Source organism: Pseudomonas sp. LBUM1649 (genome assembly GCF_059716155.1).
Map to the genome: position 1 here is coordinate 5,828,205 of NZ_CP166807.1, position 22,946 is coordinate 5,851,150.

Sequence of the window (22,946 nt, forward strand, 5' to 3'; positions counted from 1 at the left end):
CACCTCCAAGTCACCAGCGTGGCCACCACAGCCAAACTGGTTGCGCTTGCGCGCAACGCGCCATGCCTGGCGCACCACAAAAAAAACCCTCCAGCTCAGGAGGGTTGTAAATCCGCGCCTGAGGGCTGCGGGACGGGATGTCGTTTCTTTCAGTGAGTGCTCAGGCCTGCGGCGTTCATGAACATGCGCATCAGGCTGGCCACAATGAACAGCGCACCGACGCTGCCAGCCCAGATCATGGCCAACCAGCCGAGCCGCTGCCACAGCGGTTTTTTTTCGGCTTCTTCAATGTCGTGCAGGGAGTGTTTACCGGTCATGACACATTTCTCCAATATAGGTTGGATGGCGCCTGTGATGGCGCCATCGTCGGAACGCCGCCCGGAGCCGGCTCGCTCCCCCCTAGTGGTAACCGTCTTCATGGGTGACCTTGCCGCGGAACACGTAATAGCTCCAGAAGGTGTAACCCAGGATGAACGGAATGATGAACAGCGTGCCCACCAGCATGAAGCCTTGGCTTTGCGGTGGTGCAGCAGCGTCCCAGATCGAGATCGACGGCGGCACGATGTTCGGCCACAGGCTGATCCCCAGGCCGCTGTAACCGAGGAAGATCAGCACCAGTGTCAGCAAAAATGGCGTGTAGTGCGCGTTGCGAGCCACGGCACGAATCAGGCCATAGAGCGTCACCAATACCAGGATCGGCACCGGCAGGAACCAGAACAGGTTCGGCAAGGTGAACCAGCGGGCTGCGATCTCGGCGTGGGCCAGAGGGGTCCAGATGCTGACAATACCGATCACTGCCAACAACACGAACGCCAAGGGTCGCGCCAGGTTGTGCATCTGTTCCTGCAACTTGCCTTCGGTCTTCATGATCAGCCAGGTGCAACCGAGTAGCGCATACGCCACCACCAGCGCCGCGCCGCAGAACAGGGTGAAGGGTGTCAGCCAGTCCAGCGAGCCGCCGGCAAACTGCCGATCGACCACCGGCAGGCCATCAATGAATGCCCCCAGCGCCACGCCCTGGAAGAACGTTGCGGCAATGGAGCCACCGATGAACGCCTTGTCCCACAAGTGACGCTTGTCATCCTTGGCCTTGAAGCGGAACTCGAACGCCACGCCGCGGAAAATCAGCCCGATCAGCATGAAAATCAGCGGTAGATACAACGCCGAGAGCACCACCGAATAGGCCAGCGGGAAAGCTCCGAACAACGCCGCACCGCCCAGTACCAGCCAGGTTTCGTTGCCGTCCCAGACCGGGGCGACGGTGTTCATCATTACGTCGCGGTCGGTCTTGCCGGGAATGAACGGGAAGAGAATGCCAATGCCCAGGTCAAACCCATCCATGACTACGTACATCATGATGCCGAAGATGATGATCACGGCCCAGATCAGCGGAAGATCAATACCCATGATTCAAATCTCCTTGGTCACGATGTGGTCGGCATCGGCATGATCGTCGTCAGCTGCGGACAGCGGACGTGCCGGCGTACGTTTCTGCCCGGGACCACCGTCGTTGGTTTCCTTGCCTTCGTCGATCTTCGGCCCCTTGCGCACCAGACGCATCATGTAACCGAGGCCGGCACCGAACAGGGCGAAATACACCACCACGAACAGGATCAAGGTGATGCTCATCTGCATGAAACTATGGTTGGAGGACGCATCCGCCGTGCGCATCAGGCCGTAGACCACCCACGGCTGACGACCGATTTCCGTGGTGAACCAGCCAGCGAGGATCGCGATCAGGCCGGACGGCCCCATCCACAATGCCAGGTAGAGGAACGGCCGCGAGGTGTACAGTTTGTCGCGCTTGCGCAGCCACAGGCTCCACAAACCGGTGAAGATCATCAGCAAGCCAAGGCCGACCATGATCCGGAACGACCAGAACACAATGGTCGAATTCGGTCGGTCCTCGGGTGGGAATTCCTTGAGCGCCGGCACTTGCTTGTCCAGCGAGTGAGTCAGGATCAGGCTGCCCAGGTACGGAATCTCGACGGCAAACTTGGTTCTCTCTTCTTTCATGTCCGGCCAGCCGAACAGGATCAGCGGGGTCGCCTCGTTGCCTTTGTTTTCCCAGTGCCCCTCGATCGCGGCGATTTTGGCCGGTTGATGTTCCAGCGTATTGAGGCCATGGAAGTCCCCGATGACCGCCTGGATTGGCGCGACGATCAGGGCCATCCACATCGCCATCGACAGCATTTTGCGGATCGCCGGGTTGTCCTTGCCGCGCAACAGATGCCAGGCCGCCGAGGAGCCAACGAAGAACGCCGTGGCGACAAACGCCGCCGTCGCCATGTGCATCAGGCGGTATGGGAACGACGGGTTGAAGATCACCGCCAGCCAGTCGGTGGGAATGACCTGGCCGTTGATGATTTCGAACCCCTGCGGCGTTTGCATCCAACTGTTGGAGGCGAGAATCCAGAAAGTCGAGATAAGCGTGCCAATGGCTACCATGACCGTGGCGAAAAAGTGCAGGCCGCGTCCAACCTTGTTCCAGCCGAACAACATGACGCCGAGGAAACCGGCTTCGAGGAAGAATGCCGTGAGCACTTCATAGGTCAGTAACGGACCGGTCACCGAGCCGGCGAAGTCCGAGAAGCGGCTCCAGTTGGTGCCGAACTGATAGGCCATGACCAGTCCGGAGACCACTCCCATGCCGAAGTTGACGGCAAAGATCTTCGACCAGAAATGGTAGAGGTCTCGGTAGGTGTCGTTATGGGTTTTCAGCCACAAGCCTTCGAGTACCGCCAGGTAACTGGCCAGGCCGATGGTGATGGCTGGAAACAGGATGTGGAATGAGATAGTGAACGCGAACTGAATTCGGGCGAGATCAAGTGCCTCTAAACCGAACATAAGTCTTCCTCTGTCAGGTAGTACGGCTGCGGGCTCGAAGCCTGCACCCACGGCCCCCACGGGTATGGAGTGTGGCGGATCTCTATTTGTTCTTTTTTTTGCACGCATCACAACGCAGGGAGTCTGGCCAACCGGCCGCCGGATCAATTCCTTTTGTGGGTTTTGATCTGGATCAAGCAACGATGAAAGAGTAGTCCCATTTGCAGGGATGACCCGCGTGGTCTTTTGCCGCGTGACAAGTTGCCTCACCGTTGCAGTCACAGGTTGAAATGAATTCCCGGGGGGCAGTGGGCAAACAGTCAGTGAAATCGATGCTTGGCTAACGAAATTTTCTGCCGCGGCAACTTCCTGTTACAGGCTGGTGATAGTCTCGCCCTTTCCCTCCCCAGGTTTCCGGAAACTGGCGAGTTATTTTTCGTTTTATCGGGTCGGATATCGAACTGGTCGACTATCTGGACTACCACTGACAGGAGGCAGGACATGCCCATGCACAACCCGCCGCACCCTGGCGAAACACTGTTGATGGATGTATTGCCTGAACTGGGCATCAGCGTCGCGGAACTCGCCCGGCACCTTGGGTTTGCGCGCCCGCATCTGTCGCGGGTACTGCATGGACATGCGCCAGTCAGTCCGGATTTGGCAGTGCGTCTGGAACGCGCTGGAATCGGCAAGGCCCGCATGTGGCTAGGGGTCCAGACCGACTATGATCTGTGGCAAGCGGAGCAGCGTGAGCAACCGCCCATCAAACCCATCGCCGCTCACGCCTGACGCCGACTAAACCACCAACTCCCCCGCCACCATCGCCCGCGTGGCTTTGCCACATAGCTGTTCCACCAGCGTCAGCGCAAATGCCAAAGCACCACCCGAGCCTTGGGCGGTGATGCAATTGCCGTCGATCACCACCGGTTGATCGACGAAGTTGCAGCCCGACAGTTGATGGCTGGCCGAGGGCAGGCAAGTCATGCGCCGCTGGCGCAGCACGCCGAAGGTTTGCAGTGCTACCGCGGGCGCCTCGGCAATGCCGGCGAACAGGCGTCCCGCCGCGGCCTGGTCCTTGATCAGTTGTTGCAGGGGTTGGTGGCCGGTCAGATGTTGCGCCCCTACGGCACCGCCAGGCAGGACAATCAGATCGAACGGCTGGGCCAGCAAATCCACCAGCATCGCATCGCACGTCAAACGCGTGCCTCGGGCACAGGTGAGCATGCGCCGCCCCTCGATGCTGGCCACCACCACCTCGACCTTGGCGCGGCGCAATACATCGATCAAGGTCACTGTCTGCAGGTCATCGGCGCCCTCGGCGAGGGTAATCAAGGCTCGATAGGTCATGGGAACGATCCAAGGGATGGTTCTTAAAGCGTAGTCAGCTTTCCTGACGCTTGTTCGGGCCCCTGTGGTTACTTGATGTAAAGCTGGGTCGACAGCGTGTTGCCCGGCGCGTTGATCGAGGTGTTGCTGAAGGTGAACGTACCTTCCTGCTTACCCGCCAGATTGAAAATGTAGAGGTTGCCGACGACCTTGGTCCTTTGCGAGCAGTCGGTCAGGTTGCCGTTGTCATAGGCACAAACCGGCGTGCGGGTGCCATCCACTTCGAAGCCATCCAGCGCGACATGGGGCTGGCTGCGACCGTAGCCCACTTCCAGCACGTAGATCCTGATGTTCGGGCCCGCGTGGTTGCAGCGGGTCTGTGCCTGCCCTTCGTCAATCGTCTCAAAACCACAGCCTGGCGACTCGACCTTGAGCACTTTTACCTGGGTCAACGGCGGCGCCGATGCCGCCGAGGCGGATTGTGCCACCAGCGATAACACCATCAAGACACCGGACATGATCGTCAGACGCTTTTTCATCAGTTAACACCGCAAAAAACCAGCGCGCAGTATGGCGGGTTTGGATTAAACGCAAAACATCGACGACGATCACCGCCATAAGCAGCCATAACCCCACGCTGCTGGTATGATGCGCGGCTTTTTCCGGCCCACAGTAATTCCCAGGCGCGTTCAGCGGTCTGTGCTTTGCTGTTGAGGTCGATACATTCACGGCGCCGGGCGCGCCACGGGGAGCAGACATGCTGGAAAGGCTGTTTCAACTCAAGGCACACAACACCAACGTGCGAACCGAGATTCTGGCGGGCGTCACCACCTTCCTGGCCATGGCCTACATTCTGTTCGTCAACCCGAGCATCCTCGGCGAGACTGGCATGGACAAGGGCGCCGTGTTCGTCGCCACCTGCCTGGCGGCAGCCATCGGCTCCACAACCATGGGCCTGATCGCCAACTACCCGATCGCACTCGCACCGGGCATGGGCCTGAACGCCTTCTTTACCTACACCGTGGTCCTGCACATGGGCCATACCTGGCAAGTGGCGCTGGGTGCAGTGTTCATCTCGGCCGTGTGCTTCTTCCTGCTGTCGATCTTCCGCATCCGTGAATGGATCATCAACAGTATCCCGCTGCCGTTGCGCTCGGCCATTGCCGCCGGTATCGGCCTGTTCCTGGCGCTGATCGCCCTGCACAACGCCGGCATCGTGGTCAGCAACCCGGCGACCATGGTTGGCCTCGGCGACCTGAAACAACCGGCACCGATCCTCGCGACCCTCGGCTTCGCCCTGATTGTTGCCCTTGAAGCCCTCGCCGTGCGTGGTGCGGTGCTGATCGGTATTCTGGTAGTGACCATTATTTCTATCGTGATGGGGTTCACTCCGTTCGGCGGCGTGATGTCGATGCCGCCGTCGCTGGCCCCGACCTTCCTGCAACTGGACATCAAGGGCGCACTGGACATCGGTCTGGTCAGCGTGATCTTCGCCTTCCTGTTCGTCGACTTGTTCGACAACTCCGGCACCCTGATCGGCGTCGCCAAGCGCGCCGGGCTGATGGGCAAGGACGGCCACATGCCGAAAATGGGCCGCGCACTGATCGCCGACAGTACCGCCGCGATGGCCGGCTCCCTGCTCGGCACCTCGACCACTACCAGCTACATCGAATCTGCCGCTGGCGTGAGTGCCGGCGGCCGCACCGGCCTGACCGCTGTCGTCGTGGCGATCCTGTTCCTGCTGGCGCTGTTCTTCTCGCCGCTGGCCGCCAGCGTTCCCGCGTTCGCCACGGCACCGGCACTGCTGTTCGTCGCCGTGCTGATGACATCCGGCCTGGCCGAAATAGACTGGGACGACATCACCGTCGCCGCACCGGTCGTAATCACCGCGCTGGCCATGCCGTTTACTTATTCCATTGCCAATGGCATCGCCTTCGGTTTCATTGCCTGGACCGCCATCAAGCTGATGTCCGGTCGTGGCCGTGAGTTGAACCCGGCGCTGGTGATCCTGTCGATTCTGTTCGTGATCAAGCTCGGTTGGTTCAACGCATGACTTTTGATTCCAAGGCTTACACCGTCCAGCTCGAAGACAAGGTCACGCGCCTGCGTGACCTGCTGGCTCCGTTCGACGCACCCGAGCCGGTCGTCTTCGACTCGCCGCTGCAGAACTTCCGCCTGCGTGCCGAATTCCGCCTGTGGCGCGAAGCCGGCGAGCGCCACTACGCGATGTTTTCCCAGGAAGACAAGCGCACGCCGATCCTGATCGAAGAGTTCCCGATCGCCAGCCAACGCATCAATCAGTTGATGCCGCAGCTCAAAGCAGCGTGGCAAGCCAGTGCAGCCCTGAGCCACAAGTTGTTTCAGGTGGAGTTCCTGACCACCCTGGCCGGCGATGCGATGATCACCCTGTGCTACCACCGCCCGCTGGACGAGCACTGGCACACAGCGGCCTCGAAACTGGCTGCCGACCTTAACGTCAGCGTGATTGGCCGCTCGAAGGGCAAGCGCGAAGTCATTGGTCACGATTACGTAGTCGAGAAACTTGAAGTCGGCGGCCGCACCTTCAGCTATCGCCAGCCCGAAGGTGCCTTCACTCAGCCAAACGGCACCGTGAACCAGAAGATGCTCAACTGGGCGTACGACGCCCTCGGCGATCGCACTGACGACTTGCTGGAGTTGTATTGCGGTAACGGCAACTTCACCCTGCCACTCGCCACCCGCGTGCGCAAAGTGCTGGCGACCGAAATCAGCAAGACCTCGGTCAATGCAGCGCTGAGCAACCTCAGTGAAAACGCTGTGGATAACGTCACCCTGGTGCGCCTGTCCGCCGAAGAACTGACCGAAGCGCTGAACGAAGTGCGACCGTTCCGCCGCCTGCACGGCATCGACCTCAAGAGCTACGAGTTCGGCAGTGTCTTCGTCGACCCACCCCGCGCCGGCATGGACCCGGACACCTGCGAGCTGACCCGACGCTTCGACAACATCCTTTACATTTCCTGCAACCCGGAAACCCTGGCGGCCAACATCGCCCAGTTGCACGACACTCACCGCATCACCCAATGCGCGATGTTCGACCAGTTCCCGTGGACGCATCACATGGAATCCGGGGTGTTGTTGACCCGGCGGTGATTGCAGAGGCCACACACAAATCAGCCGTCAACAAGACGGCTTTTTTGTGCCTGCTCAAAGGACAACATCGACCTTGCGTGGACGTCCACCTTTCCTGCCGTTGGCCCTCGCAGCCTCGGCCTTGGCAGCGCTGCTCTGCCGACCGTTGCGCGAAGCAATCACCGAAGCCGCCATCGCCATCAACGGCTCGCTGGCCGAGATCATTCCGGCGATAGAAATCTGCAGGTCCTTTTCTTCGTGGCAAAGCGCAGTGCCGGTGAAACCTACCTCGAAACTGGCAAAATCTTCAATCTCGAATCCATCGAACTCAGGGTAGTTACTAACTGGCAGCAATATTCCGCTGCCATCTTCGAAGCTGACCGCCAGACACGGAGCCTGAAAGGTTACCGCCGTCGCCTGTAACCCGCTGCTTCGGCGTGACTTGCCTCGTTCAATAGCCCGATCAAGTCGGGCTTCTGTCACCGGCCTTTCTACCTGGACCTTGGCTTTTATCGTTTTCATAACTCGATCTCCACACATTCCTGTGCACCTATCAGGGACAGCCGCGTCTTGTTCGTATCAGGCTCATAGCAAGCCGAACCAATCATGTTGGTGGTACTGACAATCCTGTTCACCACAACGACCTCACTGGTTTGCCAATCCCATAATTGATTATCAAGACAGGCCGTTTGCAATTTTCGCCACCAGATGCGACGAGCGCGCAGCAAATGAGCAGGTAGCTTGAGCGATTGGCGCAATCCCTCAAGTACCGCAATCGGTGGCCGACGCGAGAGTGGAACCACATCCCAGAGTTCGACACCGTTGTGCCAAAAGCTGAATCTGAATCGCGCACTCCACGTACCCGCTTCCACATGGGCGTGAGGAGGACAATGCTCGTCACGCAACATGATCACCACCGAGAGCCCTCTGTAGCTGCATACTTTCATGCTAACCCATCCGTTAGGTTATTGAATCGAATAATTCGACATTCCTGGGAAAACCTGACGACCGGTGCTACGCACTCAATCGTCAACACGACTCTGAGACTAGCGCTCAGCAGAGCCCTGTACCGATAGCGGCCCCGGTAAAATCGTAAGCATTGCTTTCGCTACACCCACAAAAAAGCCGTCGCAAGGACGGCTGTCTTGTGAGGTCCTGCCTCACCCCGGCTGCTTCCTGTATTCGGTCGTGCTGATGCCCTTATATCCCCAGTTATCGGTATCGACTTCCTCGATCACGATGTGGGTCAGCTCCGGCGGCTTGCCGAGCACGCGCTGCAAGGTCTCGGTGATTTCGGCGATAACCTGGGCTTTCTGCTCCCGGGTTACGCCGTCTCTGGTGATGCGTACGCTGACGAAAGGCATGCTGCTTCTCCTGCTCGCTCATTGAGTAAGGCTGACTGTATCTGCGTGCGGGCATTTGATAAATACTGATTCACAGACTTCATTTGATTCTTGGTGTAATCAATCATGCAGCGACAATTCGACGATCTTCAACTGGGCAGCATCGAGCTGTTTTGCCTGGCCGCCGAAGCCGGCAGCTTCACTGCCGCAGCGCTGGTGGCGGGGGTCACGCCGGCCGCGGTGAGCCGCTCGGTGTCGCGCATGGAAGAACGCCTCGGCGTGCGGCTGTTTGCGCGGACCACCCGCAGCGTCAAACTGACCGACAGTGGTCGCCGCTATTACGAAGAGTGCCGCCAGGCGTTGGCGCAACTGGTTGAAGCCCAGCGTGAAGTCATGGGCCAGCAACAGGTACCTTCAGGCACCCTGCGCATCAGTATCCCGACCACCTATGCCCACCACCGCATCCTGCCGTTGCTGCCGGCCTTTCGCGCGCGTTTTCCGGCGGTGAAGGTCGAGTCGCACATCAGTAACCGCAACATCGATTTCGTCGGCGAAGGCTATGACATGGCGATTCGTGTACGCGCGATTCCAGATTCCGGCCTGATCGCCCGGCAGCTGGAAGACGCCACGCTGGTGATGATTGCCAGCCCCGAATACCTCAAGCGGGCCGGCACGCCGCAAACCCTCGACGACCTGCAACAGCACGAATGCATTCAGTACGAACTGCCCAGCAGTGGCCGGCGCATTGCCTGGTTGTTCAATGACAATGGCGTGCAACGGGAGATTCTGGCCGAGGGTAACTTCAGTTGTTCCGACGATGTATTGGGTGGCGTGACCTTGGCGAAACATGGTGCGGGGTTGTTTCAGACCTATCGATTTATCGTCGAGAAGGAACTGGCCGATGGCTCGCTGGTGGAAGTGCTCAAAGCTTACGGGGGGCGTTCGCGGCCGTTTACTCTGCTTTATCCGCAAAGTCGCCACATGCCCCTGCGATTGCGCGCGTTTATCGATTTCCTGGTGGAGCAGCTGCCACGCTGAAGCGATACCGTCCGATCACCGCACACTAAAAGACCGTGAGCGGGCTGCCTGATTGACCATATTAACCATCTGGTACATTTTATCTCCACAGGCTGAGTCCTCGGCCATGCCAAAAATAATAGGTGGAGAAACCCGATGTCCCCCATCATTCTGGTGCTCAACGGCCCGAATCTGAACCTGCTTGGCACCCGTGAACCGGCGACTTACGGCCACGAAACCCTGGCTGATATTTCTGCCATGTGCGGTCGTGCCGCCGAAGAGTTCGGCCTGGCGGTGGAGTTTCGCCAGACCAACCATGAAGGCGAACTGCTCGACTGGATTCATGCCGCCCGCGGCCGTTGCGCCGGGATCGTGATCAACCCGGCTGCCTGGACGCACACCTCGGTGGCGATCCGCGACGCGCTGGTCGCCAGCGAACTGCCAGTGATCGAAGTGCACCTGTCCAACGTGCACGCCCGTGAGCCGTTTCGGCACCACTCCTTCGTCTCGGCCATTGCCACTGCGGTAATGGCCGGCTTCGGCAGCCATGGCTATCGCCTGGCACTGGAGCATTTCAGCCAACGTCTGAAGGGGTGAGCATCATGAACAAGAACCAAACGGTACTGGCCGGCCTGATCGGCGCCGGCATCCAGGCTTCCCGCACCCCTGCCCTGCACGAGCATGAAGGCGATGCCCAGGATTTGCGTTATCTCTATCGCCTGATCGATCTCGATCAACTGCAACTCGACAGCAACGCCCTGCCCGAGCTGCTGCTGGCCGCCGAGCGCATGAACTTCACCGGCCTGAACATCACCTTTCCGTGCAAGCAGGCGATCATCCCGCTGCTCGACGAATTGTCGCCAGAAGCCCGGGGTATTGGCGCGGTGAACACCGTGGTGCTGAAGGACGGCAAACGCATCGGGCACAACACCGACTGCCTGGGCTTTGCCGAGGGTTTTCGTCGTGGCTTGCAGGGCGTTGCCGTTGAGCGCGTCGTACAAATGGGCGCCGGTGGCGCTGGTGCGGCGGTGGCTCACGCGTTATTGAGCGAAGGCGTACGGCAACTGAGCATTTTCGATGTGGAAATCAGCCGCGCGCAGAGCCTGGCGGACAATCTCAATCAACATTTCGGCAGTAACCGCGCGGTGGCCGGTCATGATTTGGCACTGACCCTGGCCGAGGCTGATGGCCTGGTCAATACCACGCCCATGGGCATGAAAAAACTGCCAGGCATGCCGGTGCCGGTCGAGTTGCTGCGGGCTGAGATGTGGGTGGCGGAGATCGTTTATTTCCCGCTGGAAACCGAACTGCTGCGCAATGCCCGCGCGCTAGGCTGCCGGACGCTCGATGGTGGCAACATGGCGGTGTTCCAGGCGGTGAAGGCGTTCGAATTGTTCAGCGGCGTGGTGCCGGATGCGCAGAGGATGCTGGCGCACTTTCAGAGCATGAATGGATAGGTTGAAAAGGAGGGGGGCCTGCTTCGCAGCCCAACGGGGCGGTGCGACGTTTCGCTAAATCCCCTCGCCACAGGTCAGGCCTGCAGGTATCGCAAAACCGACTCGCAAATCATCTCCCGATGACGCTGCTTGATGCTTTCGTCCGGCAAGTCGATCTGAAAGATCTCGCCGAAGGTGTGGCGGTTCGACACGCGATAGAAACAGAACGAACTGATCAGCAAGTGCACGTCCAACGGGTCAAGACCGGTGCGGAACAGTCCTTGTTCGGCACCGCGACGCAGGATCTCGCCCAGTGAATCGAGGATGGTGTTGTTCATTGCCTTGATCGCATCGGAGCGTTTCACAAATTCGGCGTTGTGAATGTTCTCGATGCTGACGATGCGCACAAAATCGACGTTGCGGTCATGGTGATCGAAGGTGAACTCCACCAGCCGCCGAATCGCCTCCACCGGCGCCAGCTCCGCCAGGTGCAGACGGTTTTCGGTGTTGCGGATATCGCTGTAGAGCTTTTCCAGCACCTCGACGTAGAGCTGCTCCTTACTGCCGAAGTAGTAATAGATCATGCGCTTGGACGTGTGGATGCGCTCGGCGATGGCATCGACGCGAGCCCCGGAAAGGCCTTGCTGAACAAACTCGACAATCGCTTCTTGCAGGATGTTCTCGCGGGTTTTTTCCGGATTGTTCTTGCGACTCTTGCGCGGCTCGGCAATCGGTTGATCCGGTGCTGCGGAGAGTTCTGAAGTCATTGTCATTGCGCGCTCACGGCCATCACTGCACAGGCTGGCGATTATGAGCCGCGCCGCACAGTGAAGGAAGCCGTGCGGCAGCGGTTTCTCTACGTGATTACGATTTTCCTACAACTTTGTCTGACGTACGGCACCACTTCGGGATTTGGCCATGGCCGCCAGGCGTACCGCGACGTTGGCCGCGCCGTAACCGGCATAGCCGTTCTTGCGCTGGATGATCTCGAAGAAGAACCGCCCTTCGAACGGCTCTGTGTACACATGGAACAGCTCACCGCCCTGGGCATCACGGTCGTACAGCACATTGTAATAGGCCAGTTCGCTGAGAAACTCGTCGTCGAAATCGAAGCGTGCCGCCAGGTCATCGTAGTAGTTGAGCGGAATATCCAGCAGCGGGACGCCCGCCTCCTTGGCGCGACTGACTTCGGCAAAGATGTCGTCGCAATCAAAGGCGATGTGATGCACGCCGGAGCCGCGATAACTCGACAACGCGTGTGAGATGGCGGTATTGCGGTTTTCGGAAATATTCAGCGGCAGACGGATCGAACTGTCACGGCTGCGCAGCGCGCGGCTCTTCACCAGACCATAGGGATCAGGCAGCACCACTTCGTCATCGGCCTCGAAATCCAGCAGGCTCTTGTAGAACAGCACCCAACTGTCGAGGCTGTCGGCGGGCAGCGCCATGGCCATGTGGTCGATGCGCATGAGGCCGCCGCTGGTCACCGCGGCCGGCTGCAGGTTGAAGTCGGTACCATAGACATCAGCGTCTTGATCCACGAGGTAAATCAGGCTGCCATCCGGCGCGCGCACGGCGGCCAGCTCCAGTTCATTGGGGCCGACCAATCCGCGATATGGCTGGCCTTTGTAGGCCACCGCCCGGGCCAGCGCGCTGGCACTGTCCTTGACTCGCACGGCAGCGGCGCACAGCGATGGACCATGCGCCTCGAAGAAACTGTGGCCGAACGAGTACGGTTCGGAGTTGAGGATCAGGTTGATATCGCCCTGGCGCAGCAGGCTGACGCTCTTGGAGCGATGCTGCCCAGCCTTGACGAAACCCAGACGCTCCAGCCAATGGGAGAGCTTGGCGCCGAGGCTTTCGTCCACGGCAAATTCGAGAAACTCGATGCCGTTGTATTCGCTGGCCTTCGGTGTCTGGAACAGAATCTCGGGGTTGGCGGTTGGCTTGGCATCCTGGGCCAGGCGCTCGCGGGTTTTTTCTTCCAGGTACAGCAACGAGCGCAAACCGTCAGCAGCGTTGGCCCGTGGCGGCGCGGCGCGGAAACCGTCGTTGAAGATCTCCAGCGACAGCGGCCCGGTGTAGCCACTCTTGATGATCGGCGCGAGGAAGCCAGGCAAATCGAATTCGCCCTGGCCCGGGAAGCAACGGAAATGCCGGCTCCACTCGAGCACATCCATGGCCAGAATCGGTGCATCGGCCATTTGCACGAAGAAAATCTTGTCGCCAGGAATTTCGGCGATAGCGCTCGGGTCGCCCTTGAGCGACAGCGTATGGAAGCTGTCGAGCAACACGCCAAGGCTCGGATGATCGGCCTGACGGACGATGTTCCACACCTGTTGATACGTATTTACGTGACGCCCCCAGGCCAGCGCTTCGTAACCGATACGCAGGCCTCGCGCGCCAGCGTGTTCGGCCAGCAGGCGCAAGTCGTCGACTAAAATCTGTTCATCACCGATGGAATCGGCCGAGGCGTTGCTGCACACCAGCACCAGGTCAGTGCCCAATTCCTGCATCAGGTCGAACTTGCGCTCGGCCCGCTCCAGGTTGCGTGACAGACGGTCACGGCGGCAGCCTTCGAAGTCCCGGAACGGTTGAAACAGGGTGATGGCGATCCCCAGATCGGCGCACATCTGTTTAATTTCTCGCGGGCTGCCGTCGTAGTAGAGAAGGTCGTTCTCGAAGATCTCTACGCCGTCGAAACCGGCGGCGGCAATGGCTTCGAGTTTTTCCGGCAGGGTACCGCTCAAGGACACGGTGGCAATGGAACGCTGCATATTTCGACTCCCGGTGGTGGAGACAATCTTGTTAGGGCATTGCACGCTGGTGTAGGAGCACGGCTTGCCGGCGATGGCGATCTCGAGGCCGCCATCGCCGGCAAGCCGTGCTCCTACAAAGATCGCGTTTATCTGGGATGAATTATTGGCTGCGCGACCCCACACAGCAATTTAAAGTGTACTACCCAGTTAGTTTTGCGTGCGATTATCGAACACAATGGACTTTGGCGAATTGACGATTTTTTGCTCAATGCGCAACATCGACACCACATTGAGTCCGGTTATCAACCGACGGCCTCAGTTACCAAAGACCCTGAACACCACATAAAAATTTCAAAAACCGGGTATACGCTCATGCGCTCATTCAACGCCTTGCTCACTCGAACCACCGTCATTACGCCCTGCCTGGCGTCCATCCGAACCTCGCGCACCGCCGGCATCCCCGTGCCGCTCGCTGAATAAACCGTCAGACGACGAAACCAGCCGATCAGTCCTGCGCCCGTCGCCATCGATTGATCACGCGCCCTTGAAGTCCCGACGAGCTTCGCTTGTCAGTCATTGAACGGATGGCACACATGAATCCTACACCTAGCTCACGCATGGCTCCGGCCATGAGCGCTGCCTCTGGCGGCATCGGCGACAAAATCCGCGGCGCCATGGCTGTCGGCAAAACCCGTTGGGGCATGCTGGCGCTGGTGTTTTTCGCCACCACCCTGAACTACATCGACCGCGCCGCTCTCGGCGTCATGCAGCCCATCCTGGCCAAGGAAATGAGCTGGACGGCGATGGACTATGCCAACATCAACTTCTGGTTCCAGGTCGGCTACGCCATCGGTTTCGTGATACAAGGCCGCTTGATCGACCGGGTCGGCGTCAAACGCGTGTTCTTCTGCGCCGTGCTGCTCTGGAGCCTGGCGACCGGCGCCCATGGCCTGGCTACTTCAGCGGTCGGCTTCATGGTCTGCCGCTTCATTCTCGGCCTGACCGAAGCCGCCAACTACCCGGCCTGTGTGAAAACCACGCGCCTGTGGTTCCCGGCCGGCGAGCGCGCCGTGGCCACCGGTATTTTCAACGCCGGTACCAACGTCGGTGCGATGTTCACCCCGATGCTGTTGCCGCTGATCCTCCACGTCTGGGGCTGGCAGGCGGCGTTCATGTGCATGTCGGCACTGGGCGGAATCTGGCTGCTGTTCTGGGGTCTGAAGTACTTCAACCCGGAAGATCACCCAAGCGTCAAACAGTCGGAACTGGACTACATCCAGGACGAAGTGGAACCGGAACAAACCCGCGTACCGTTCTCGAAAATCCTGCGCATGCGCGGCACCTGGGCCTTCGCCCTCGCCTACTCGATCACAGCACCAGTGTTCTGGTTCTACCTGTACTGGCTGCCACCGTTCCTCAATCAGCAATACAACCTGGGCATCAACGTGACCCAGATGGGCATTCCGCTGATCATCATCTACCTCACCGCCGACTTCGGCAGTGTCGGTGGCGGGATCCTGTCCTCGTTCCTGATCGGTCGCGGCGTCAACCCGATCAAAGCGCGCCTGATGTCCATGTTGCTGTTCGCCTGCTGCATCATCGGCGTGATCATGGCCGCCGGTTCAAGCAACCTGTGGGTCGCGGTGTTCGCCATTTCCCTGGCCATCGGTGCGCACCAGGCCTGGACCGCGAACATCTGGAGCCTGGTGATGGACTACACGCCCAAGCACATGATGAGTACGGTATTCGGCTTCGGCGGCATGTGTGCGGCGATTGGCGGGATGTTCATGACCCAGTTGGTCGGCCACATCCTGACCGTCACCAACAACAACTACACCGTGCTGTTCACCCTGATCCCGGCGATGTACTTCATCGCGCTGATCTGGATGTACTTCATGGCACCACGCAAGATTCCGAAAGTAGAAGACTAATGTTCCCTCGGCGCAGGCCCGGTTTCGGGCCTGCGCTTTTTTTGTGCCTGCTTTTTATGAATTCATGAATGTTCACTCAGCGGCGGCTTTGTTGCCATGCCGCCGCCAGGCCACTGCAGCAGATCACGGCGATCCCGACGATGGTGGTCAGGGTCGGCGTGTGGGAAAACAGCAACCAGCCCAGCAGGCCGGCGAACACGATCTGGCAATAGCTGAAAGGCGCCAGCAAGGCCGGCGCCGCATGGCGGAAGGCTTGGGTCAAGAACAGGTGCGCCGTCATCCCGCAGGCGCCCAGCGCCAGCATCATTGCGCCGTGCAGCAAGGTCGGCACCTGCCAAAAGAACGGCACCAGCGCACTCATTACCAGGGTGTTGCACAGCCCGGCAAAGAAGTTGCTTGTGGTCGGGCTGTCGATCTCACTGAGCTTGCGAGTCAGCAGCTGATAAAAGCAGAAAAACAACGCCGAGCACAACGGCAGCAACACCGCCGGGGTGAACAAATCACCACCGGGGTGAACGATGATCAGAACCCCGATAAAACCGCAAATCACCGCCAGCCATTGGCCACGGGTGACTTTTTCCCCCAGCAACGGCACCGACAGCGCGGTCACCAGCACCGGTGCGAGGAAGTTGACCGACGTTGCCTCGGCCAGCGGGATGTACATCAACCCCGTGGTGAAAAACAGGCTGGTGCCCAGCAGGCACAACGCGCGAATCAGTTGCAGCAGCGGCCGCTTGGTACGCAGCACGCGCAGCCCGGATTGCGGCAGGAATATCCCGGCCATCAGCAAGGTATGCACCACATAACGCGCCCAGACCACCATGACAATCGGGTAGAACCCGGAAAGGTACTTCGACAGGGCGTCATGGCTGGAAAACAGGAAGGTTGCGACAACGATCAGCAGGATCCCTTTGAAGGGCTGATTGACGCCGGAAAGCGGGGTGCTGACGGTCATTGGGGTTCCTTGTTCAAAATCAAAAGCTTCGCGGGACCTATGTCAGCCGCGCGAGCAATTCCCGGGTTTTACTCAATGCCATCTGCGCCCGGTCCAACCCACTCACGCCCTGCTCCAGCAGTTGCACGGTGGGAATCTCCAGGCTCAATGGAATGTTAGCCGGCAAACACCGCAACAGCCCCGGCAGATCACAATCGCCATCGCCGGGAAAACGCCGTTCATTACGCGCCTGTCGCAAGATCTCGGCCATGTCTTTCGGCCTGGGCCCCGCCACGTCACACAACTGCGCATACCGTAACCGTGAGGGGGCAACCCTGGCCAGATCTTCCAGCCGCGACCCAGAGCGATCGAAGTGAAACGCGTCGACCAGCACCGCCGCGTTTTCACGCTCGGCCTTTTCAACGATGCGCACGGCTTGCTGCAGATCGCGCGCGTCGGTCCAGGGCATGAACTCCAGGTGCGGATGCAGCCCGTAAGGCGCCGCCAGATCACATAGCCGGGCAAAATTTTCTGTCAGCCGCTGCTCGTCAGGATCGTTACCCGCCACCAGCAACTCACTGGCACCGAATTCGGCACCCACTGCCAGCACCCGCTCGAAATCGACAACAACGGTGTCTGGCTTAAGCCGCAGGATTTCAACATCCAATACACGAATGCCGGTATCGCGCAGACGTGCCAGGGTCTGGCGCCGCAGATCGTCTTCCGTCACCAGAGCGAAATGGTGCTCCTGCGGCGTCGCTGGCACCAGGCGCAAGCCGACATGACTGTAACCGGCCCGCGCCGCGACCTCGACCATGTCCGGCGGTGACAACTCCAGCACTGTCAGAGTGGCCAGGGAAAAGATTCGTTCACTCATGGTCAACCCTCGATCAAGGATGGTGCGCAGGCGCGGCCGGTTTCGGCGGCCTCGCGGATGGCTTCGATCAAAGCCAGGGTACGAGCGGCATCGGCAACATTCACCAACGGCTCGACTTCCCTTCGTGCGACGCGCAGGAAGTGCTGCAACTGCAAACGCAAGGCTTCATCGGCACTGAAACTTTCCTCAGTCTGCACCAACGATTCATGCCATCCACCGTCGGCCTCTGTGTAATGCCAGCGCTTGAGTTGCGGAATGCTCAACGCCCCGCCGGTCCCGGCCAGCAAGTAGCATGGCTGGTCGGCCTGACGCGGGTACACCGGGTTTTCCCCGGAATCGAGCTCCCAACTCCAGGGCGCCGCCACCGCATCGGAACCAGTCAGGCTGCCCAGCGCGCCGTTGTCGAATTGCAGCAACACCGCTGCGCAATCTTCATTGGCAAACCCGCGTATCGCGTTGCTGGTGATGGCCTGAACCTGCCGCACTTCGCCGCACAGGTGCCGCAGCAGATCGAGGTCGTGAATCAGGTTGGTCAACAACATCCCCGCTCCGGCCTCGCGGCGCCAGGGTATTTCGAAGTAGCTGTCGGGCTTGCGCAATTGCCAGAGCGCTGTAACCGTGGTCAGTCGACCCAAGGCACCACTGTGGACGAGTTCATGGGCACGAGCGATCAACGGATTGTGGCGACGGTGATGGCCCACCAATACGGGCACACCCGTGGCCTTCGAGGCTGCCACCAGCTCGCGGACTTCATCCAGGTGCACACCCACCGGCTTTTCCAGCAACACCGGTACGCCGGCAGCAAGGCAATCGAGCGCGGTGTTGACGTGCAGCGTATTCGGGTTGGCGATAATGACGGCCGCAGGCTTTGCCTGCTCCAGCATCTGACGATGATCGGCGAAATACCCCACACCCCATTCCATCGCGAGACCCGGCGCTTGCGGGCCAGGGTCGGCTACTGCGCACAAGGTCGCTTCAGTCAGGGTTTTCAGATGCTGGTAATGCTGCTGGCCCATGTTGCCAGTACCGATAAGGGCTATTCGAAGGGGCGAACTCATGTAGCGGTCCTCTTGTGGTTATTGTTGGAAGATGAACTTCAACAATTTAGAACCTGGTTCCAGATTCTTACACAAGCGTGCATTGAAAGTGTTCGAACAGCGCACAGCTTTCATTGGCACACGAACATCTAATGTGGGAGCGAGCTTGCTCGCGATAGCGGACTTCCAGTCAACACAAATGTTGAATGTGGGGCCGTCATCGTCGGAACGCCGCCCGGAGCAAGCTCGCTCCCACAAGGGGTTTATGTAGGCCTTAGGAAAACAACTCGGACGCCAGACTCGCCACCGACAACTCATCGGTAAACGCCAACAACAACGGCGCCAATTCATGCAGCCGCGCCCCCGGCATCCGCGCACTCGGTCCAGCGATGCTGAGCACGCCGATCACCCGGCCATCGCCGGGATGGCGCACCACCGCGGCAATCGCCGAAGTGCCCACCGCCGAACTTTCCTCGACCCAGGCGTAGCCCTGCTCCCGTGCCAGACGCAAGCGTTCAAGCAATTCAATGTTGGACTTCGGGGCATTTGGGCCCAGCTCCAATGGCCGGTCCGCCGCCTGGCGTTCCACCAGCGACAAGGCTTCGGCATCGCTCATGCTCGCCAGCCAGGCATGACCGGAGGCGGTGTAGAACAGCGGCGCATCTCGGCCCATGTCCGGGTCATAGCGCAGGCCGGAACGAGCCCCCTGGGACTTGGCGATCCAGGTCTGGCGCTCGCCTTCGATGACTCCCAGGCGCACCAGTTCGCCGGTTTCCTGAGCCAGCCGGTCGAGCACCGGTTGCACGATATCGGCACCGCTGCTCGACAGATAACGGAAACCCATCGCCACCAGCCTGGTCGACAAGTGATAACGCAAGTTCTCCGGATTCTGCCGCACATAGCCGAGCCGGATCAGCTCCGCAAGTAACCGGTGGGTGGCACTTTTGGGGATGCCCAGTTGCTCCGCCAGCACCTGCATCGGCAGGCCACGAGGGTCGCTGGTGAGGCTTTCAAGCACACTGAAAACACGTTCGATCTGACTGCCGGCCATGGGGGTATCCACGCAAAATTTGCTCGATTCTAAAAGACAACATCAGGAATGCGAAATCTGGAACTGCTGTCCGATAACCGCCCGCTTTACGCAGCATCGACTTGCCGGCCTTCTTCCGGCCTCATATATTTTCTGGAATCAGATTCCAAAATAATAAACCCCGGAGTTCAAACCATGCCTGCCCAACCGTACTGCCCTCCCGACATCGACTGCGATGTGCTGATCGTCGGCTCCGGTGCGGCCGGCCTGGCAACGGCCGTAACGGCGGCATGGCATGGACTGAAAGTGATAGTGGTGGAAAAAGATCCGGTTTTGGGCGGCGCCACCGCCTGGTCCGGTGGTTGGGCGTGGGTACCGTGCAATCCACTGGCCCGACGGGCAGGCATCGTCGAAGACGTTGAACAACCGCGCACTTACTTGAAACACGAACTGGGTGATCGGTATGACCCTTTGACGATCGATGCCTTCCTTGAAGCCGCTCCGCGCATGGTGGCGTTCTTCGAACAACACACCTCGCTGCAATTCGCCGATGGCAACGCGATTGCCGACATTCATGGCGACACGCCGGGCGCCGGAACCGGTGGGCGTTCGGTAATCGCCGCGCCCTATGACGCGCGCAACGTCGGCAAGCTGCTCAAGCGTCTGCGCAAAACCATGCGCGAAACAGCCTTCAAGGGCATGCCGATCATGGCGGGCGCAGACCTTACCGCGTTTCTCAACCTGACCCGCTCGTTGTCGGCAGCCTGGCACGTTACACGGCGTTTCACTCGCCATTTGCTCGACCTCGTCGTGCATGGCCGGGCGATGCAACTGGTCAACGGCGTTGCGCTGGTAGCGCGCCTGGCGAAATCCGCCGACGATCTTGGCGTGTTGCTGTGGGAGTCGGCACCGGTTACTCAGTTGTTGCTCGAGCATAACCACGTACAAGGTGCGGTGGTTCGCACCGCCAAAGGTTCGATTCGCATCAAGGCACGCAAGGCGGTGGTGCTCGCGGCCGGCGGTTTCGCCAATGACATCGAACGGCGCAAGGCCCTGTTCCCCCGCACGCCGACCGGACACGAACACTTGGCACTGCCGCCCCTCGGCGTGTCTGGCGATGGACTGCGGCTGGGCGAGAGCGCCGGCGCCCGAGTCGACACCCACCAGGTATCGCCTGTGGCCTGGGCACCGGTTTCACGAGTGCCACACCGCGATGGCAGCAGCGGCCACTTCCCGCACATCATCGAGCGCGGCAAACCGGGGATTATCGGGGTGCTGAGCAACGGTCAGCGCTTCGTCAACGAAGCCAACGGCTACTACGACTATGTGACGGCCATGGTCGCCTGCGCCCCGCCCGGCGAAGAAGTGGCCTCCTGGCTGATCTGCAGCCATGGCTTTCAGCGACGTTATGGTCTGGGTATTTCTCGGCCGTTTCCGGTACCGCTGTCATCCTTTATCCGCAGCGGTTATCTGAAAAGCGGCAAGACCCTGGAGGAATTGGCACAGGCCTGCGGCATCGACCCGGTCGGCTTGTGCACCACCGTGTCGGACTACAACCGCCATGCGCGCAACGGCCAGGACCTGCAGTTCGGCCGCGGCTCAACGCCCTACAACCGCAAACAGGGTGATGCGCTGCAGCAGCCCAACCCCTGCGTCGCGCCGATCGAACAAGGACCGTTCTATGCCGTGAAAGTCGAACCGGGCTGTTTCGGCACCTTTGCCGGGCTCAAGGTCAATCAACACGCCCAGGTCCTCGACGACTCGGGCCAGGCCATCACCGGCCTGTATGCGGCGGGAGGCGACATGGCCAGCATCATGGGCGGCCACTACCCTGCTGGCGGCATCAACCTGGGGCCGGCGCTGACTTTCGGCTACATCGCCGCGCGCCATATCGCCGGCATCACTGCTTATGAAAAGGACATCGACCATGACGCACATCGTTAATGCTCAGGATTTGAACATGCCCAAGCTCGGCCTCGGCACCTGGCCGATGCTCGGTGAAGAGTGCACCCGAGCCGTGGAACAGGCCCTGGCGCTAGGTTATCGACACATCGATACCGCTGCGGCCTACAACAATGAGGACGCTGTCGGTCAGACGCTGGTGAACATCGCCAAGTCAGTCCGGACTACGCGCCCGTGTGGGACGCGTTCGATCGATAACCGCGAAAGAGCCACTTTCGAGGTGCGACAGCCATCGCACTGACTGTGGCCTTACCAAACCTTACACATTTCACCCACACGCCTTTGCCAGTGCGGTTATTCATAGACCCGGCGCTATACGCCCCTTCAATCTATGAGAGACCGCCAACATGCTATGGAACAAGGCAAGACGCAGCAAAAACGTGAACGACACACGCGAGGGCAAGGATGCCCGCATGCTTACAGGGACAACACTGGCTGCCGGACTGGCCGCCGTCGCACTGGCCAGCGCAGGACTTTATTCGACACTGGACACGTCACCGGACGTTCCTGCGCTCGCGCCCTCCTACACCCTGAATCGCCCCCTCCCTCAACCATCGATCGAGCCTGAAGAAGATCTGCAGCTGATGTTTGTCCAGTCGGTGCTGGGCGATACCGAAGACACCTGGGACCAACTGTTTGCACAAATGGGCCGGCACTATCCGCAGCCCACCCTGACACTGTTCAACAACGGCGTGGTCTCGGGCTGTGGTTTCGCCAGTTCCAGCAGTGGCCCATTCTATTGCCCGAGCAATCAGCAGGTGTATCTCGACCTCGAGTTTTTCAGCAAGCTGGAGGCGCAGTTTTCCGTGGTCGGTGATTTCGCACGGGCCTACATCATCGCCCACGAAATCGGGCACCACGTGCAGCTTGAACTGGGCCTTTCCGAACCCTTCGAAAAAGCCTTGCTCGAGCAACAACCCGTCAGCGGCGATGGCGGACTGGAAGTGCGCGCGGAGTTGCAGGCCGATTGCCTGGCCGGTGTCTGGGCGCACCATGCGCAACAGCGCCTGGACTGGCTGGAGCCGGGTGATATTGAAGCCGCCTTGCATGCCGCGGCAGCGTTCGGTGACGACCATCTGCAAGGTTCGCGTAATGCCCAGATTCGGCCTGAGACATTCAGCCACGGCACTTCCCGACAGCGCGTGAACTGGTTCAAGACCGGATTTGCCACAGGCCTGCCGGAGGCCTGTGACACCTTCACCGCTGATGCCCTGTGATACCCGCCCGTCATGAAGCCTCTAATGTCACCGCCTGGATAGAACCGCTGCCGCTCATGGCGGTCTGACGACCGGACTGGCGCCGCTCCTACTCAGCAGCAACACTCATCGCACGGTTCTTTACCCGCAACATCAGAGGATTC

General features: G+C 59.8%; 23 protein-coding genes and 2 pseudogenes. 11 read left to right on the forward strand and 14 right to left on the reverse strand.

Annotated features, from left to right (window positions below):
- Positions 1-149: 149 nt before the first annotated feature.
- The 3 genes from ACA058_RS26970 to ACA058_RS26980 form a co-directional block, all read right to left on the reverse strand.
- Entirely contained in the window at positions 150-317 is a 168-nt protein-coding gene (locus tag ACA058_RS26970) for a DUF2474 domain-containing protein (RefSeq protein WP_497636663.1), read from the reverse strand.
- An 82-nt stretch (positions 318-399) separates the two neighbouring features.
- Entirely contained in the window at positions 400-1,407 is a 1,008-nt protein-coding gene (gene cydB / locus ACA058_RS26975) for a cytochrome d ubiquinol oxidase subunit II (protein ID WP_497636664.1), read from the reverse strand.
- Between the two features lie 3 nt (positions 1,408-1,410).
- Positions 1,411-2,847: a cytochrome ubiquinol oxidase subunit I gene (locus ACA058_RS26980; RefSeq protein WP_497636665.1), complete on the reverse strand. Its 1,437-nt coding sequence runs from the start codon at positions 2,845-2,847 to the stop codon at positions 1,411-1,413.
- A 389-nt stretch (positions 2,848-3,236) separates the two neighbouring features.
- On the opposite strand from ACA058_RS26980, the pseudogene ACA058_RS26985 reads away from it, so the two are divergent.
- Positions 3,237-3,314: pseudogene (locus ACA058_RS26985) on the forward strand (type II toxin-antitoxin system RelE/ParE family toxin); the annotation flags it as partial.
- A 13-nt stretch (positions 3,315-3,327) separates the two neighbouring features.
- A complete protein-coding gene (locus ACA058_RS26990) occupies positions 3,328-3,615 on the forward strand; it encodes a HigA family addiction module antitoxin (protein ID WP_180204523.1) in 288 nt (95 codons plus the stop codon).
- Between the two features lie 6 nt (positions 3,616-3,621).
- Here the strand turns inward: ACA058_RS26990 and ACA058_RS26995 are convergent, their stop codons facing one another.
- Together ACA058_RS26995 and ACA058_RS27000 are read right to left on the reverse strand one after the other, a co-directional pair.
- Positions 3,622-4,173, reverse strand: a complete 552-nt coding sequence (locus ACA058_RS26995; protein ID WP_497636666.1) for a DJ-1 family glyoxalase III — start codon at positions 4,171-4,173, stop codon at positions 3,622-3,624.
- A 68-nt stretch (positions 4,174-4,241) separates the two neighbouring features.
- Positions 4,242-4,691 carry a DUF4879 domain-containing protein gene (locus ACA058_RS27000; RefSeq protein ID WP_497636667.1) on the reverse strand — a complete coding sequence of 150 codons (450 nt, stop codon included), beginning with the start codon at positions 4,689-4,691 and terminating at the stop codon, positions 4,242-4,244.
- A 218-nt stretch (positions 4,692-4,909) separates the two neighbouring features.
- On the opposite strand from ACA058_RS27000, the gene ACA058_RS27005 reads away from it, so the two are divergent.
- Positions 4,910-6,205 carry an NCS2 family permease gene (locus ACA058_RS27005; RefSeq protein WP_497636668.1) on the forward strand — a complete coding sequence of 432 codons (1,296 nt, stop codon included), beginning with the start codon at positions 4,910-4,912 and terminating at the stop codon, positions 6,203-6,205.
- The gene (gene trmA / locus ACA058_RS27010) at positions 6,202-7,281 is read left to right on the forward strand and encodes a tRNA (uridine(54)-C5)-methyltransferase TrmA (RefSeq protein ID WP_497636669.1); all 1,080 of its coding nucleotides are present in this window, start codon (positions 6,202-6,204) and stop codon (positions 7,279-7,281) included. Before ACA058_RS27005 ends, trmA begins: the two co-directional genes overlap by 4 nt.
- Before the next feature lie 54 nt (positions 7,282-7,335).
- Here the strand turns inward: trmA and ACA058_RS27015 are convergent, their stop codons facing one another.
- From ACA058_RS27015 to ACA058_RS27025, 3 genes are all read right to left on the reverse strand, one after another.
- Positions 7,336-7,782 carry a DUF2442 domain-containing protein gene (locus ACA058_RS27015; protein ID WP_497636670.1) on the reverse strand — a complete coding sequence of 149 codons (447 nt, stop codon included), beginning with the start codon at positions 7,780-7,782 and terminating at the stop codon, positions 7,336-7,338.
- Entirely contained in the window at positions 7,779-8,207 is a 429-nt protein-coding gene (locus ACA058_RS27020) for a DUF4160 domain-containing protein (RefSeq protein WP_497636671.1), read from the reverse strand. Before ACA058_RS27020 ends, ACA058_RS27015 begins: the two co-directional genes overlap by 4 nt.
- Positions 8,208-8,420: 213 nt before the next feature.
- Positions 8,421-8,624, reverse strand: a complete 204-nt coding sequence (locus ACA058_RS27025; RefSeq protein ID WP_497636672.1) for a tautomerase family protein — start codon at positions 8,622-8,624, stop codon at positions 8,421-8,423.
- A gap of 105 nt (positions 8,625-8,729) precedes the next feature.
- Between ACA058_RS27025 and ACA058_RS27030 the strand changes: the two genes are divergently transcribed.
- From ACA058_RS27030 to ACA058_RS27040, 3 genes are all read left to right on the forward strand, one after another.
- A complete protein-coding gene (locus tag ACA058_RS27030; RefSeq protein ID WP_497636673.1) occupies positions 8,730-9,641 on the forward strand; it encodes a LysR family transcriptional regulator in 912 nt (303 codons plus the stop codon).
- Positions 9,642-9,776: 135 nt separating this feature from the next.
- Entirely contained in the window at positions 9,777-10,217 is a 441-nt protein-coding gene (gene aroQ / locus ACA058_RS27035) for a type II 3-dehydroquinate dehydratase (RefSeq protein WP_497636674.1), read from the forward strand.
- 5 nt (positions 10,218-10,222) lie between these two features.
- On the forward strand, positions 10,223-11,077 hold the full coding sequence (locus ACA058_RS27040; protein ID WP_497636675.1) for a shikimate dehydrogenase: 855 nt from the start codon (positions 10,223-10,225) through the stop codon (positions 11,075-11,077).
- A 74-nt stretch (positions 11,078-11,151) separates the two neighbouring features.
- Here the strand turns inward: ACA058_RS27040 and ACA058_RS27045 are convergent, their stop codons facing one another.
- Positions 11,152-11,829, reverse strand: a complete 678-nt coding sequence (locus ACA058_RS27045; RefSeq protein ID WP_497636676.1) for a TetR/AcrR family transcriptional regulator — start codon at positions 11,827-11,829, stop codon at positions 11,152-11,154.
- A 102-nt stretch (positions 11,830-11,931) separates the two neighbouring features.
- Entirely contained in the window at positions 11,932-13,833 is a 1,902-nt protein-coding gene (quiC, locus tag ACA058_RS27050; protein ID WP_497636677.1) for a 3-dehydroshikimate dehydratase QuiC, read from the reverse strand.
- A gap of 575 nt (positions 13,834-14,408) precedes the next feature.
- On the opposite strand from quiC, the gene ACA058_RS27055 reads away from it, so the two are divergent.
- A complete protein-coding gene (locus tag ACA058_RS27055) occupies positions 14,409-15,746 on the forward strand; it encodes an MFS transporter (protein WP_497636678.1) in 1,338 nt (445 codons plus the stop codon).
- 76 nt (positions 15,747-15,822) lie between these two features.
- Here ACA058_RS27055 and ACA058_RS27060 read toward each other — a convergent pair whose 3' ends face one another.
- The 4 genes from ACA058_RS27060 to ACA058_RS27075 all read right to left on the reverse strand — a co-directional run bounded on the left by ACA058_RS27060 (position 15,823) and on the right by ACA058_RS27075 (position 19,645).
- Entirely contained in the window at positions 15,823-16,701 is an 879-nt protein-coding gene (locus tag ACA058_RS27060) for a DMT family transporter (RefSeq protein ID WP_497636679.1), read from the reverse strand.
- A 37-nt stretch (positions 16,702-16,738) separates the two neighbouring features.
- Positions 16,739-17,557 (reverse strand): sugar phosphate isomerase/epimerase family protein, encoded by an 819-nt coding sequence (locus tag ACA058_RS27065; protein WP_497636680.1) that lies wholly within the window; start codon positions 17,555-17,557, stop codon positions 16,739-16,741.
- Between the two features lie 2 nt (positions 17,558-17,559).
- Positions 17,560-18,615, reverse strand: a complete 1,056-nt coding sequence (locus ACA058_RS27070; RefSeq protein WP_497636681.1) for a Gfo/Idh/MocA family protein — start codon at positions 18,613-18,615, stop codon at positions 17,560-17,562.
- A 253-nt stretch (positions 18,616-18,868) separates the two neighbouring features.
- The gene (locus tag ACA058_RS27075; protein WP_497636682.1) at positions 18,869-19,645 is read right to left on the reverse strand and encodes an IclR family transcriptional regulator; all 777 of its coding nucleotides are present in this window, start codon (positions 19,643-19,645) and stop codon (positions 18,869-18,871) included.
- 174 nt (positions 19,646-19,819) lie between these two features.
- Here ACA058_RS27075 and ACA058_RS27080 point away from each other — a divergent pair, with 174 nt between their 5' ends.
- The 3 genes and pseudogenes from ACA058_RS27080 (at position 19,820) to ypfJ (ending at position 22,803) form a co-directional block, all read left to right on the forward strand.
- Positions 19,820-21,568 carry an FAD-dependent oxidoreductase gene (locus tag ACA058_RS27080; protein ID WP_497636683.1) on the forward strand — a complete coding sequence of 583 codons (1,749 nt, stop codon included), beginning with the start codon at positions 19,820-19,822 and terminating at the stop codon, positions 21,566-21,568.
- Positions 21,552-21,731: pseudogene (locus ACA058_RS27085) on the forward strand (aldo/keto reductase); the annotation flags it as partial. The gene ACA058_RS27080 and the pseudogene ACA058_RS27085, both read left to right, overlap by 17 nt.
- A 202-nt stretch (positions 21,732-21,933) precedes the next feature.
- A complete protein-coding gene (gene ypfJ, locus ACA058_RS27090) occupies positions 21,934-22,803 on the forward strand; it encodes a KPN_02809 family neutral zinc metallopeptidase (protein WP_497636684.1) in 870 nt (289 codons plus the stop codon).
- Positions 22,804-22,946: the final 143 nt, after the last annotated feature.

Excerpts from the sequence above, each read along its gene's own strand:
- ACA058_RS26980 (WP_497636665.1), bottom strand. The coding sequence starts at position 2,847 with ATGTTCGGTTTAGAGGCACTTGATCTCGCCCGAATTCAGTTCGCGTTC.
- ACA058_RS27030 (WP_497636673.1), top strand. The coding sequence starts at position 8,730 with ATGCAGCGACAATTCGACGATCTTCAACTGGGCAGCATCGAGCTGTTT.
- ACA058_RS27025 (WP_497636672.1), bottom strand. The coding sequence starts at position 8,624 with ATGCCTTTCGTCAGCGTACGCATCACCAGAGACGGCGTAACCCGGGAG.
- aroQ (WP_497636674.1), top strand. The coding sequence starts at position 9,777 with ATGTCCCCCATCATTCTGGTGCTCAACGGCCCGAATCTGAACCTGCTT.
- ACA058_RS27015 (WP_497636670.1), bottom strand. The coding sequence starts at position 7,782 with ATGAAAACGATAAAAGCCAAGGTCCAGGTAGAAAGGCCGGTGACAGAA.
- ACA058_RS27055 (WP_497636678.1), top strand. The coding sequence starts at position 14,409 with ATGAATCCTACACCTAGCTCACGCATGGCTCCGGCCATGAGCGCTGCC.
- ACA058_RS26990 (WP_180204523.1), top strand. The coding sequence starts at position 3,328 with ATGCCCATGCACAACCCGCCGCACCCTGGCGAAACACTGTTGATGGAT.
- ACA058_RS27040 (WP_497636675.1), top strand. The coding sequence starts at position 10,223 with ATGAACAAGAACCAAACGGTACTGGCCGGCCTGATCGGCGCCGGCATC.
- quiC (WP_497636677.1), bottom strand. The coding sequence starts at position 13,833 with ATGCAGCGTTCCATTGCCACCGTGTCCTTGAGCGGTACCCTGCCGGAA.
- ACA058_RS27080 (WP_497636683.1), top strand. The coding sequence starts at position 19,820 with ATGCCTGCCCAACCGTACTGCCCTCCCGACATCGACTGCGATGTGCTG.
- trmA (WP_497636669.1), top strand. The coding sequence starts at position 6,202 with ATGACTTTTGATTCCAAGGCTTACACCGTCCAGCTCGAAGACAAGGTC.
- ACA058_RS27045 (WP_497636676.1), bottom strand. The coding sequence starts at position 11,829 with ATGACAATGACTTCAGAACTCTCCGCAGCACCGGATCAACCGATTGCC.
- ACA058_RS27070 (WP_497636681.1), bottom strand. The coding sequence starts at position 18,615 with ATGAGTTCGCCCCTTCGAATAGCCCTTATCGGTACTGGCAACATGGGC.
- ACA058_RS26970 (WP_497636663.1), bottom strand. The coding sequence starts at position 317 with ATGACCGGTAAACACTCCCTGCACGACATTGAAGAAGCCGAAAAAAAA.
- ACA058_RS27075 (WP_497636682.1), bottom strand. The coding sequence starts at position 19,645 with ATGGCCGGCAGTCAGATCGAACGTGTTTTCAGTGTGCTTGAAAGCCTC.
- ACA058_RS27005 (WP_497636668.1), top strand. The coding sequence starts at position 4,910 with ATGCTGGAAAGGCTGTTTCAACTCAAGGCACACAACACCAACGTGCGA.
- cydB (WP_497636664.1), bottom strand. The coding sequence starts at position 1,407 with ATGGGTATTGATCTTCCGCTGATCTGGGCCGTGATCATCATCTTCGGC.
- ACA058_RS26995 (WP_497636666.1), bottom strand. The coding sequence starts at position 4,173 with ATGACCTATCGAGCCTTGATTACCCTCGCCGAGGGCGCCGATGACCTG.
- ypfJ (WP_497636684.1), top strand. The coding sequence starts at position 21,934 with ATGCTATGGAACAAGGCAAGACGCAGCAAAAACGTGAACGACACACGC.
- ACA058_RS27020 (WP_497636671.1), bottom strand. The coding sequence starts at position 8,207 with ATGAAAGTATGCAGCTACAGAGGGCTCTCGGTGGTGATCATGTTGCGT.
- ACA058_RS27060 (WP_497636679.1), bottom strand. The coding sequence starts at position 16,701 with ATGACCGTCAGCACCCCGCTTTCCGGCGTCAATCAGCCCTTCAAAGGG.
- ACA058_RS27065 (WP_497636680.1), bottom strand. The coding sequence starts at position 17,557 with ATGAGTGAACGAATCTTTTCCCTGGCCACTCTGACAGTGCTGGAGTTG.
- ACA058_RS27000 (WP_497636667.1), bottom strand. The coding sequence starts at position 4,691 with ATGAAAAAGCGTCTGACGATCATGTCCGGTGTCTTGATGGTGTTATCG.